The sequence below is a fragment of the Klebsiella sp. HN106 genome, from assembly GCF_051209435.1.
Classification (GTDB): Bacteria; Pseudomonadota; Gammaproteobacteria; order Enterobacterales; family Enterobacteriaceae; genus Klebsiella; species Klebsiella oxytoca.
This window is the reverse complement of the sequence record NZ_JBLURD010000001.1, coordinates 394,449-406,579: the sequence shown is the minus strand read 5'-3', so window position 1 is coordinate 406,579 and position 12,131 is coordinate 394,449. Positions and strand designations below refer to the sequence as shown.

The 12,131-nt window shown below is 51.6% G+C and carries 13 protein-coding genes; 12 read left to right on the top strand and 1 reads right to left on the bottom strand.

All coding sequences use genetic code 11. The annotated features are described in order from the left end of the window. The first annotated feature begins 280 nt into the window (after positions 1-280). Both ACSIPU_RS01820 and map read left to right on the top strand, forming a co-directional pair. Positions 281-499: a ParD-like family protein gene (locus ACSIPU_RS01820; RefSeq protein ID WP_004102160.1), complete on the top strand. Its 219-nt coding sequence runs from the start codon at positions 281-283 to the stop codon at positions 497-499. Then, positions 480-1,259, top strand: a complete 780-nt coding sequence (map, locus tag ACSIPU_RS01815) for a type I methionyl aminopeptidase (protein WP_196557561.1) — start codon at positions 480-482, stop codon at positions 1,257-1,259. Before ACSIPU_RS01820 ends, map begins: the two co-directional genes overlap by 20 nt. 59 nt (positions 1,260-1,318) lie before the next feature. Here the strand turns inward: map and ACSIPU_RS01810 are convergent, their stop codons facing one another. Beyond that, positions 1,319-2,641: an NAD(P)/FAD-dependent oxidoreductase gene (locus ACSIPU_RS01810; protein ID WP_196557562.1), complete on the bottom strand. Its 1,323-nt coding sequence runs from the start codon at positions 2,639-2,641 to the stop codon at positions 1,319-1,321. 923 nt (positions 2,642-3,564) lie between these two features. On the opposite strand from ACSIPU_RS01810, the gene ACSIPU_RS01805 reads away from it, so the two are divergent. From ACSIPU_RS01805 to ACSIPU_RS01760, 10 genes are all read left to right on the top strand, one after another. Then, complete coding sequence (locus ACSIPU_RS01805; RefSeq protein WP_016808930.1) at positions 3,565-4,110, top strand: fimbrial protein; 546 nt, start codon at positions 3,565-3,567, stop codon at positions 4,108-4,110. Between the two features lie 67 nt (positions 4,111-4,177). Continuing rightward, positions 4,178-4,711 (top strand): fimbrial protein, encoded by a 534-nt coding sequence (locus tag ACSIPU_RS01800; protein WP_004113138.1) that lies wholly within the window; start codon positions 4,178-4,180, stop codon positions 4,709-4,711. A gap of 111 nt (positions 4,712-4,822) precedes the next feature. Then, positions 4,823-7,324: a fimbria/pilus outer membrane usher protein gene (locus ACSIPU_RS01795; protein ID WP_023320979.1), complete on the top strand. Its 2,502-nt coding sequence runs from the start codon at positions 4,823-4,825 to the stop codon at positions 7,322-7,324. A 19-nt stretch (positions 7,325-7,343) separates the two neighbouring features. Next, a complete protein-coding gene (locus tag ACSIPU_RS01790) occupies positions 7,344-8,078 on the top strand; it encodes a fimbria/pilus periplasmic chaperone (protein ID WP_016808933.1) in 735 nt (244 codons plus the stop codon). Between the two features lie 32 nt (positions 8,079-8,110). Further along, entirely contained in the window at positions 8,111-8,704 is a 594-nt protein-coding gene (locus ACSIPU_RS01785) for a fimbrial protein (RefSeq protein ID WP_023320978.1), read from the top strand. Further along, complete coding sequence (locus ACSIPU_RS01780) at positions 8,704-9,228, top strand: fimbrial protein (RefSeq protein ID WP_023320977.1); 525 nt, start codon at positions 8,704-8,706, stop codon at positions 9,226-9,228. Before ACSIPU_RS01785 ends, ACSIPU_RS01780 begins: the two co-directional genes overlap by 1 nt. Positions 9,229-9,240: 12 nt before the next feature. After that, positions 9,241-9,993, top strand: coding sequence for a fimbria/pilus periplasmic chaperone (locus tag ACSIPU_RS01775; protein ID WP_196557565.1), 753 nt, complete (start codon positions 9,241-9,243; stop codon positions 9,991-9,993). A gap of 13 nt (positions 9,994-10,006) precedes the next feature. Continuing rightward, positions 10,007-10,513, top strand: coding sequence for a fimbrial protein (locus ACSIPU_RS01770; RefSeq protein ID WP_023320975.1), 507 nt, complete (start codon positions 10,007-10,009; stop codon positions 10,511-10,513). Between the two features lie 10 nt (positions 10,514-10,523). After that, positions 10,524-11,039, top strand: coding sequence for a fimbrial protein (locus ACSIPU_RS01765; RefSeq protein WP_049591948.1), 516 nt, complete (start codon positions 10,524-10,526; stop codon positions 11,037-11,039). Between the two features lie 44 nt (positions 11,040-11,083). Beyond that, positions 11,084-12,043 carry a hypothetical protein gene (locus ACSIPU_RS01760; RefSeq protein WP_135800159.1) on the top strand — a complete coding sequence of 320 codons (960 nt, stop codon included), beginning with the start codon at positions 11,084-11,086 and terminating at the stop codon, positions 12,041-12,043. Positions 12,044-12,131: the final 88 nt, after the last annotated feature.

Below are 12,131 nucleotides of genomic sequence, written 5' to 3'. Positions count from 1 at the left end.
GGAATTGATATCGTAATAAGAATATTTAATCAGGGGTTAGAGAAAGTAATAAGAGAATTTTCGAAGACCAAATAAAAAACCTAATCTGCTTACACTTATTCCTCTGCCGTTCTTTCATGCAACACGGCTGGGTGTGGCTTTCGCCGCGCATCATGCTGCTCTTTTCAGTCAACACGATCGCTGTCGGCAACGGCAAAAGGTGCCGAGGCAGAAAAAACTGGACGCTTGCGTCCGCAGGCGTAATATACGAAACATATATAAATCGTTATGGTACGTATAGATGGGTATTGTAAAAATTTCAGATCTGCTGCACGACGATATTCGTGACGCCAGTAAGGCGATGTCGCGTTCGGTCAACGCCCAGGCGGAGTACTGGATCCGTCTGGGGATGATGAGCGAGCTCTATCCCGAACTTAACCATCAGCAAATCAAGCTGATGATGCTCAAGTCCGGCTCTGACCGGTTGCTGGAGGTGATCAATGCTATCAATTCCCATTAAAACCACGCAGGAGCTCGCCAGCCAGCGCCATGCCGGCAAACTGCTGGCCTCGGTCTTCGACATGTTGGATAGCTTTATTCAGCCCGGCGTCTCCACCATGGCCATCAACAATCGGGTGGAGGATTTTATCGTCAACGACCTGAATTCGCGCCCGGCCAGCAAAGGGCAGTACGATTTTCCCTATGTGCTCAATACTTCGATCAATGAAGTCGTTTGTCACGGCATGCCAAAGGAAAGCGAGCTGCTGAAATCCGGCACGATCGTGAACGTGGATATTACGCTGGAGAAAGAGGGGCTGATTGCCGATTCCAGCAAAATGTATCTGATTGGCGAGGTTTCACCGCTGGCCCGTCGGCTGGTGCAGAAAACCTATGAAGCTATGTGGAAGGGCATTAAGGTTGTCAGACCGGGGGCGACGCTGGGCGATATCGGCCATGCGATCCAGACTTATGTTGAAGGTAATGGCTACAGCGTGGTCAGGGAGTACTGCGGCCACGGCGTTGGCAGAGAGATGCATGAAGATCCGCAGGTGCTGCATTACGGCAAACCCGGCACCGGCGCCGTGCTCAAGGAGGGGATGGTGTTTACCATTGAACCGATGGTTAATCAGGGCGATAGCCGAATAAAAACCAGGAAAGACGGCTGGACGGTGGTCACTCGCGATAAAAAACTGTCTGCCCAGTGGGAGCATACCGTCGCCGTCACCGCCGAGGGGTTTGAGGTGCTGACCCTGCGAAAAGATGAAGTGATTCCGGATTAGCCTGAGTAACAGGTTTCACGCCTGCGCGGTGAAACCTGTCAGTCACCCGCCCGTAGTGACTATACGGGCATCTCTTTACGTCCCATATAACGCTCTTTCCATAACGCGCCCGCCACCCCAATATCCAGGAACGGGGAGGGCGGCATAAAGTTGGCCTGGCCGAGCGACTGCATCGCGGCGATCAGCGGGTTGTCCTGGCCCATCGCCAGATCGGCAAGCAGCGTCCCGGCGATGGTCTGTTTTGATACGCCGGCGCCGTTACAGCCCCCCGCAGTCCAGATCCGCGGCGCAAGACGCCCCCAGACCGGCGCGCCGTTGCGGGTGACGCTGATGGTCCCGGACCAGGTTCGCTCCAGAGGAACATCCTGCAGCTGCGGATAGGCCGTATGGAACAGCGCCAGATGCTGTCTTGCGGCGTTAGCGGTTTGTCCGGCGGTAATCACGCCGCGCAATGCCGGATCGACATGCTGGCGGACAAGAAAACGATAATCGTGGGTATAGCGTAGGGTGGCCCCGGCGATCGCATTGACCGGGGTTAATCCCCAGCTCTCCATCGCCGGCAGACGCTGGCGCTGATCGGGCGTAAGCGGGGCAGTAATGCTGGCGTAGGTCGCCATCGACGCCTGGCGGCTCACGGTTGGCGAGAGCTCGCGGGAGAGCGCATTGGTGGCGAGCATCGCCTGGTCGGCGCGGATGGTGCCCTGCAGGGTCGTCACCCTGACGCCGCCGTTTTCCTGGTGAAGAGCCAGCGCCGGGGTCTGGTGAAACACGGTGACATTATCCTGCAGATGGCGCGCGAGGCCCGCGATCAGTTTTGCCGGATTCACCAGAATGCAGCCGGGAGTGTAAATCCCTTTGCTGTAAAGGCGAGTTCCCAGCTTTTGATACAGCTCTTCGCCGTTCAGCAGGCTGTAAGGTTCCTGCATCAGCTGCAGGTTATCCACGTACTCCTGCATAATGGCTTCGCTGGACGGATCTATCTGGCAGTGGTATTTCCCGACGTTTTCCCATTCGCAATCGATCTGGTGTTTGGTCACCGTGTCATCGAGCAGGCGGATCCCCTCCTGCAGCAGAGCGCGATAGTCCTGCGCCTTTTTCAACTCGGCGGTAGAGCTGCCGATATTATGCGGCAGGCCGATAATAAAGCCGGAATTCCGCGCCGAGGAGCTGGTCGCAGCGCATTCTGCGTCAATGAGCACGATGCTCTGCTGCGGGTTGATGCTGGCCAGCCTGCGGGCAAAGCTTACCCCGGCATAGCCGGAACCGATAACCACCCAGTCAGCTTTAATGTCGCCGCTCAGCGAGGGCTGGCGATAAAGATCTTCTTCATTAAGCGGCCATCCCACCTGATTTTGATTGAAAGGTACTGATGCAAATCTCACGGTAAATCTCCCTGTGGAAAAAACACCTGCAGGGCAGGTGTGAATAATGGATTTGCCGCTCTCCGTGTTTTTGCTCTGGAGGGTGAGGCGGCAAGAAGGGCGTTGTAACCAGATCAGCTTACATCGCATCAGCAATCCTGAATGATACTTTTCTGGACAACAATTCAGCAGAATAACAACTAACAGGCCAAATAACACTCCATAATATACGGGTTTAACTTCCTCGTTTGTTAGTGACTAAACCCGGATCGCTGAGCGGTTTCACTCAGCGGCCGGTCACAGGATAACAATTTATATCTTGTCGCCCCGACTCGAGTATCTGCAGAAATTCTTGTTGTGGATCATCATCACCTTAACCACATATCTATATTGTAACCTCGTCCGCAAGGTGGATTTTTGACCAGATGGTAAAAATATCGCCCCTCTTGCTTTTCTCTTTATACCTCGACCATCCATTTCATAGGATTATTCGTTTTTTAAACCTGCCTCTTTCCAGGATACGTTAGGAATTTTCTTATGGATGAATCTGAATGTGTTTAAGAGGTTGTGTTTTCATGTAAAGTAATGATAAGTAACTGTTTTTATTTTTTTATAACTATCTGTGCGATCTTTTTAAAATGTACAAATAGTTTATTTTAAATTATTAGTAATATTTTCACACACCTTGTCGTATTAAATTACGCAGACAGGATTTTATCCTGTTGAATGTTTTTATGTAAAATTATTAGCTCGTAATGATCGTTTCAGCAGGTGCATATGTTTAATCTTAAGATATTTCGCGATAGGATGATTTTGCTGTCAGGAATATACGTAACTCAAGAGGATATATATCGAGGCCTTGGTTTCTATATATACGATTTATTACCTTCGAGAGTTATTTTCAGGATGGTTATCCAGTAACTTTTAATATAACGGAATGTATTATGAAAATTAGCAAAATTGCATCTGCTGTTGTTCTCACTATGGGTGTCGCCTCTTTCGCAGCTCAGGCCGATCAGGGAAGCGGCAAGGTCACCTTCTGGGGTTCGATTATTGATGCTCCATGCTCTATTAAAAATGGCTACGGCGATCAGCGTATCGAACTGGGTCAGATTTCCAATACGCATTTGGATAACGGCGGCATCTCTACTCCTCGTCCGTTCGACATTGAACTGGAAAACTGCTCCTTCGAGAAGGATTCAAACGGTGACCCGATGTATAACACCGTCACTGTCACCTTCAATGGCGGTAACGTTCCTAATGACATGACCATGCTGGCTATCACCGGTCAGGCTGCTGGCGCAGGCGTTCGAATTCAGGATTACTCAGGCACGATGGTGACTTTAGATAAGCCGACTGCCGGACGCATTCTTGGCATTGGCGACAACACCCTGAGCTTTAGCGCTTACCTGGAAAAAATTGCGTCAGTGACTAATGTCACTCCGGGTGATTTTGAAGCCGTGACTAACTTTACCCTGGCTTATCAATAAGTCATCGCCTGTTCTCAAGTAGTTTTATTCGGGCTGCGTCTGCAGCCCGATATTCAGGAGCACAGTCATGGTAAAAATTATGCGTTTCCTGACATCAAGTCTTTTATTGGGAATATCTTCAGTTGCTGTGGCATCCGAGCAAGGCATGGGGCTCGTCACAATGAATGGTCAAATTCAGGAATCAGCCTGCTCTATCCATACTGATGATATCTGGCAGGAAATACCATTTGGGGTAATTTCTTATAATGACCTTGACCAGGAAGGTAAAGCGATTATTAAACCCTTCGCTGTTCGCCTGGTAAACTGTTCACTGGAAAGAAGTGATGGCGGTTTATGGCAAAGCGTCAACATTACTTTTAGTGGGGAAACGGAAGTATTTCGTCGCGATATTTTTAAAGTTTATGGCGACGCTCAGGGGCTTGGTTTACGTATTCATAGCCAGGTCGGCGATGTGGCGCAAGACGGAATTCCGATGCCTGCCGTCATGTTACAAAATGATAATAATGAATTGCGTTATTTATTATCGCTGGTGCGCGGCGGAAAATCGTTGTCGGAAGGTGACTGGTACGGAATTATTCGCTTTATGGTGACTTACCAGTAAGTTGCAGCGTCATTAAATGGCAGGGGCTTTTATTCCTCCTCATTCATTTTTCGCCGTAATAAAAACTTTCCCACTGGTGAATTCTGGTAGGCAATAAATGGATTTTAAAAAATGAAAAAAAACAGACCACCAGCTTATTACCTGCGGCGTCTGGGCGTTTACATTGCTATTGCCATTTTTGGTTCTACATCACCCGTTGTGGCGGTAGAGTTTAATGTGGATATTCTGGACTCAGAGGACCGTGAGAATATCGATTTATCCCGCTTTTCTCGGGCTGGATATATTATGCCCGGGACCTACACGCTGAGCATGCGCCTTAACGAACATGGGATTTCCGATCAGGATATCACTTTCGTTGAAAGAACTCGCGACGATCAACTGGTTGTTGAAGCCTGCCTGACGCCTGAGCAAGTCGACTTACTCGGGCTGCGTGAAGATGCGCTCAAAATGATTCAGTGGCTTGATGGCAGTCGTTGTGCCGATTTCACTGCGCTTGAAGGTATTGTCTTGCGTGGCGATCTGTCCGAATCCTCCTTGCAAATTTCCGTTCCTCAGGCGTGGCTGGAGTATCAGGATGCGTCCTGGTTACCCATTTCCCGCTGGGAAGACGGTATTCCCGGTCTGCTGTTTGATTACAACCTCAACACGAACGTCACGTTTCCGCGGCGCGGCAATCAAAGCCAGAGTGCCAGCGTTAGCGGGACCACCGGGGTTAACCTTGGTCCGTGGCGCTTAAGGGGGGATTACCAGGGAAGCTATTACAACACCACTGGACGCCCAAATAGCACCACCCGTAATTTTGACTGGAGCCGGTTTTACGCCTATCGCGCGCTGCCGGGCATCATGTCAAAGCTAACCGTCGGTGAGGATTATCTCACTTCCGATCTCTTCGATTCGTGGCGCTACACGGGGCTATCGCTGGTCAGCGATGAAAGCCAGCTGCCACCAAAACTGCGCGGCTATGCCCCGGAAGTTTCAGGTATTGCGCGGACGAACGCAAAGGTTACGGTCACCCAGCAGGGACGAGTGATCTATGAAAGTACCGTTGCTGCGGGGCCGTTCCGTATTCAGGAACTGAGCAGCGCCCTGACCGGCAGGCTGGATGTGCGGGTTGAAGAACAGGATGGATCGATTCAGACATTTTCCGTGGATACGGCTCAGGTTCCCTATCTGACGCGTCCCGGCCAGCTTCGCTACAAAATGACCACGGGTCGCCCAAGGGATTATCGCCATAGTACTCAGGGACCTTATTTTGCTACCGGTGAGCTCTCCTGGGGCCTGACGAATGCCTGGTCGGTGTACGGCGGCGGTATTTTCTCGCAGGACTACAACAGCGTGGCCTTTGGGGCAGGCAGGGATATGAGTGTCTATGGCACATTGTCCGCTGACGTTACCCATGCCAGCGCCCGCTTCCCGGGGGATAAAAACCGTCACGGACGATCCTGGCGACTCAGCTACTCCAAACGTTTTGATGAACTCAGTAGTGAAGTCACGTTTGCAGGCTACCGCTTCTCTGAGCGCGATTATCTCACCATGGGTGAGTATTTAGATATTCGCTACCGGGAAGGTTATATCGGTAATAGTAAAGAGCTGTATACCATCCAGGCGACCAAGAATTTTGAGGATCTACGCCTCTCCACGAGTATTAACTGGTCGCATCAGACTTACTGGAACCGACCGGCGACCGATCGCTACAGCGTGTCTCTCAATAAATATTTTGATCTCGGCGACTGGCGACATCTTTCGTTATCGCTCAACGCGGCGCGCAGCGAATTTAACGGACGTAAGGATGACACCGCCTATATCTCGCTCACCATGCCGTTTGGTTCAGGCACGGTTGGCTATAACGGAAGCATTAATCGCGACCGCTATACGCAAAACGCCAGCTGGAGCGATCGTCTGGAAAATAATGATTATTACCGCATTAATGCCGGTAACAGCATGGGCGGCGGGCAAGGAACGCGTAGTCAGATGAGCGGCTATTACTCGCACCTTGGCAGTATGGCCGATGTCACCACCAATTTTAACTGGGCACAAAGCCAATATACCTCTTTTGGTATCTCTGCCAGCGGCGGAATGACCGCTACGGCTGAAGGTGTGGCGCTGCACTCCGGTGGGGTGCAGGGCGGTACCCGGATGATGATCAGCACTGACGGGGTGAGCGGAGTACCTGTGGGCTATCAGGGCTACAGCAACGCCTTTGGTATTGCCGTGATCCCTGGCGTGCCGAACTATTTCCGCACCAGTGCCGAAATTGATGTTAATCGCTTACCAGACGACGTGGAGACTTCTGGCTCGCCTATTGCTGAGCTGGCGCTTACCGAAGGTGCCATTGGGTTCCGCCGTTTCGATGTGTTAAAGGGCGCGAAAGTGGTCGCCATCCTCAGCCAGGAAGATGGCCGTCATCCACCGTTTGGCGCGACGGTTCATAACGCTAAAGAGCGAGAGCTGGGAATGGTCAGCGATGGCGGATTAGCCTGGCTGACCGGCGTTAACCCGGATGAACATTTAACCGTGCACTGGGGCGGTTCTGCCCGGTGTGAAGTCGTACTGCCTCGAGTCATCCCTGCACAGCAGCTATTACTGCCATGCAAACCGATATCTCGCGGCTGAGAAAGTGAATGGTGATGGAATGAAAGTAAACAAAACGGTGATGGCTATTCTGCTGGGAACGCTGACGTCTGGACTGCTCAATGGTGCAGAAGCGGCGATTGCCCTGGACAGAACGCGGGCGATTTTTCCCGGTTCGGAGAAGAGTATTTCCCTGAACATTACTAACGACAGCGCATCAATGCCGTACCTGGCCCAGGGATGGATCGAGGATGAGCAGGGGAAAAAAATAAGCGGTCCGTTGGTCGTGGTACCCCCGCTACAGCGGCTTGAGGCAAAGAGTAAAAGCGTTATGCGCATCAATGCAATGCCGGATGCGTCGTTATTGCCTCAGGATAAAGAGAGCCTTTTTTATTTTAACGTGCGCGAAGTTCCGCCGAAAAGCGATCGGCCTAACGTGATGCAGCTAGCGCTGCACACCAAAATAAAGTTGTTCTATCGGCCAAAAGCCATCCTGCCGGAGAAGTATAGCCGTTGGGATAACCAGCTGGTGCTGCAGAAGGTAAACGGCGGATATCGCGTGGAGAATCCGACGCCTTATTACATGACGGTGATTGGCATTACGCCAGCGCCGAACATGGCCGTAGCGAAGGGGTTCCAGTCGGTAATGGTCGCGCCAAAATCAACGGCAATGGTGAATAGCTCGCACTTTACGGCGCCTCACGTCACCACGATTAACGACTTTGGCGGTAAACCCACTTTGCCGTTTAGCTGCAACGGTAACGTCTGCCGGGCGGCAGCCAGACCCGCATCTTGATGGACGCTGGTATTGGACACAGGAGATGCCTGATGAAACATGGATTCGGTCGTACCACCTTGATTCTGTGGCTGTTAACAGCCGGAGTCGTTTCTGTGGCTAGTGCCGCAAATTGGGATACCGACGGCCTCAACGGCGGTATTCGCGCCACGGGCACGCTGGTTGCGTCTCCGTGTGTATTGTTGCCTGAATCGGCGGAGCAAGAGATCGATTTGGGCAGTACCGTTGCCTGGGGACTGGATCGTCCCGGTTCGGTCACCATGCCAGTCGCCATATATATCAAATTAGATCGTTGCCCCGGAGAGTATCAGTTTATGCGTGACCGTCAGTTAATGCGGGGTTCGCTACTGCTAAACGGGCAGTCCGCCGTAAGAATGACGATTTATGGAGAAGTCGAACCTACGGATAGCCGGTTCTTCCGGGTGCAAGGCGGCGTGAAAGGGGTAGCGCTGCGATTGAGCGACCAGCGGGGCGAGCTTCTGCGCCCTGGTATGTCTGGTCGGCCGCAGATTCTGACTCCCGGGCGCAACGATCTGGTTTTTCAGGCGCAGCTGTGGCGTCTCCCTGCGTCGCTGATGGCCAACGAATGGCGCAGCGTAGTGAATGTCGGCCTGGAGTACGAATAATGAAAAGTCACATAGCGCGAGCGCTAAGTCTGGTGGGCTTTCCCATGCTGCTGCTGGTCAGTATTCCGGCCACGCATGCTGATACGGACGTCTTCTTCACCGGTAACCTGGTGGCCGATCCGTGTGAACTGCACGTTGATTCAGAAGATCAGATTGTGGATTTCCGCAACATACCGTCAAAGACGTTTATTAAATATCACCTGAGTGAACGCGAGCGTTTCTCCATCATGCTCATCAACTGTGACCTGTCGCTGGGAAGCACAGTAGAGGTCACTTTCATGGGCGCGGAGGATGTCGATCAGCCCGGACTTTTCGCGGTTACCGGCACAGCCGCTGGGATCGCCATCGCCATTGAAGATGCGGATGGTACCCCGGTGTTACCTAACACCAAAATGCGGCCGACCGCTTTGACTGCGGGTGACACCAATTTAAATTTTCAGGCTTTTGTCTCCGCGCCGGTTCATAGCCGGGTGCGTGAAGGCGATTTTGAATGCGTGACAACATTTTTGCTGGAGTACGACTAGAGGTAACTCGTTATGAAGAAAACACTCGTTTTTGCCACGGTTGCAGTGTTATCGGCGAGTTGTTTGTTACCCGCAGAGGCGGCGTTAACGGTTAGCCGTTCACGAGTGATCGTTAATGAAGGTGACAAAAGCGTCAGCATGAGCGTGACGAATCGTAATACTCAGGAACCCTATCTGGCGCAGACCTGGATAGAGGATGAAGCAGAAACTAAAGTGACGAGCCCATTAATGGTTCTGCCGCCGGTGCAGCGTATCGAAGCCGGAGCCAAAAGCGCGGTGCGCGTTCAGGTGCTACCGGATGTCAGCAAGCTGCCGAAAGACAGGGAGAGCGTGTTCTGGTTCAACTTACGCGAAATTCCACCGCGCAGCGATAAGCCAAATGTCTTAACGCTGGCGCTGCAGACCCGGCTGAAAATTTTCTGGCGTCCGGCTTCTATAAAGGTCGATGCGAAATCCGAATCCTTTCCCGGCATTCAGAACGTGACGCTGGCCAAAAATGGCAACAACTATACGCTGAATAACCCGACGCCGTACCACCTGACGTTTGTCGAAGGCCGCAGCGCCGTGAAGGGGAAGGGCAAGGAAGGCTTTGAACCGGTAATGGTGGCGCCAAAGGCCCAGGCGACGCTGAACGTAGGCGCATCTGACCTGGGCGCAATGCCAGTTCTGGTTTTTGTTAATGATTACGGTAGCTTACGTTTGCTGCCATTCCAGTGTACCGGTTCCGTCTGTAAGGCGCTGCCGGTTATCACGCCTGAAAGCTGACCGGAGGCCAAACGTGAAAATTGGGAAATTAGGGCGCCTTGCGGCTTTATGCTGCCTGATTGCCTCATCACCATATAGCCTGGCATCTGACGGTGGGACAACTACGTTGACTATCACCGGCAACATTGTCGAGCCAGATTGTGTGATTAATAACAATCAGCAGATTGTGGTGGATTTCGGTGAAGTGCTGACGACGCGTATCGACGGATCGAACTATGAAACGCCGATTGTCTATACGTTGAGCTGCGCAAATTTAATTCGTAACACGCTAAAAATCAATATCAAAGGCACCGGAGCGTCATTTGACAGCCAGCTGTATATGACCGATGTGACCGGCCTCGGTATACAGGTCTATGGCGCTGGTAAAGCCGTTATCGTCCCCAATTCTGGGACGCTGAATTTTACCTATGCTGCCAATAGCCCACCGGCGCTCTATGCGGTACCGGTGAAGCAGACCAGCGCGACGCTGCCAAACGGGGCGTTTAATGGTTCGGCGACCATGGTGTTTAGTTATCAATGAGGATTATCTAATGCGTCAGCTAATGACAGCCGCACTTTTACTGGAAATCCTGTTGGTTGGCGTCAGCCCGGCGATGGCGGTCAACGAGGCAGACATCATTTTTAAAGGAACGCTGGTTAATCCGCCGCCGTGCTCGATCGACAACGATAAAACCATTCATGTACCTTTTGGCGATCGTCTGTCGATCAAGAAGGTCAGTGATGGCGTTTATCGTAAGGATGTACCGTACAACCTGGTCTGTGACAGCACCGCTGGGAAAGACTGGAAACTGATGCTTAGCGTACGGGGAACTCTGGCGACATTTGATACGACCGATCGCGCGACGGTTGCGACATCGATGGGCAATATTGGCAATCTTGGCGTGAAGATCCTACGTGACGGCCAACCTTTTCAGTTTGATTTGCCGATAGAAATCAGCCTTTCGGCGATACCAAAAATCGAAGCATTGTTGGTGCAAAGGCCGAATATTGAGTTGGCTGAAGGGCCGTTCGAGGCGACGGTGACCTTGAAGGCGGAATATTTGTAACGGAGTCCCGTGGTCGGAATACTATTTAACGCGGTAGGGTGCTTATGGAAAAGAGAAAGTTAAAAAGATTAATACTGGCGGCGGGGATCATCCTCGGCAATGCTCTGCTATGGTCTGAATCTGCTTCGGCGGCGGATTGTAATGCCTTTGGCAATCAGGGGGGAGGATGCCCGACGGTACAATCGCTCCAGGCAAACGGTGGTTCGGTATCGGTTAACTGGGCTAGTGATTTAAGTGCGCAGACTTACGCTTCAATAGAGAGCACCCGGGCTGCTACCTGGGGGCTATATATGATTTATGGCTGGTCGACATCGATGAACGGTCACTGGTTCGGCGGGGGAACCATGACTCCTATTTTAACTGTCAGCAATACCGATCCTGTGCGTACAGTTTCTGGTGGAACTACAACGGATTACTGTACTGATAATCCGTTTTATTGTACGCATCAGACAATGGCCGCTCGATTCTTTCAGAAATATGGTTTCTCCGGTACCGCAAGCGTGGCGTTGCCCTCTTCGTACCCTGCTCACGCACCGCCATGCCTGATTTTTGGGGCAATAAACCCGAGCACCGGTGATTTCTATACTGTTTTTGCTCCTGGATTAGCGGAACCTTGTCAGCCAGGATTCCCGGGGACTGTGGACCCACAGCCCGATCCGGAATGGTGTGGCATGAGCACCAGCGCGTTGACTTTTGCTTTTGGTGATATGGCGCCAGCCTCAGTCTCGGGGCAGTCGATGACGAAAAGCGCGGTGATGGCCTGTAGCGATGCCGGTGTGACTTATAATTTATATCTGAGTAATGTCTCTACCGCCGGAAGAAATAGTCTTGATTTAGGTCGAGGCATCACCGCTACGGTAAGTGCTAATAATCAGGCACTACAAACCAATAGGGTATCAACGGGTACAACAAATACGTTAAATATTACGGTGACTCTCAGTGGAACGCCTACCAGTACGGGATCAATTAGTGGTACCGGGATATTGGCTGTAAATTATTTATAAGATATAACAATGCCCGCTAATTTATTTCTGGGTCAATAGAATAGTATATTCATCATCGTCGCATTTAGTAGAAGGTTTTTACTGCTCT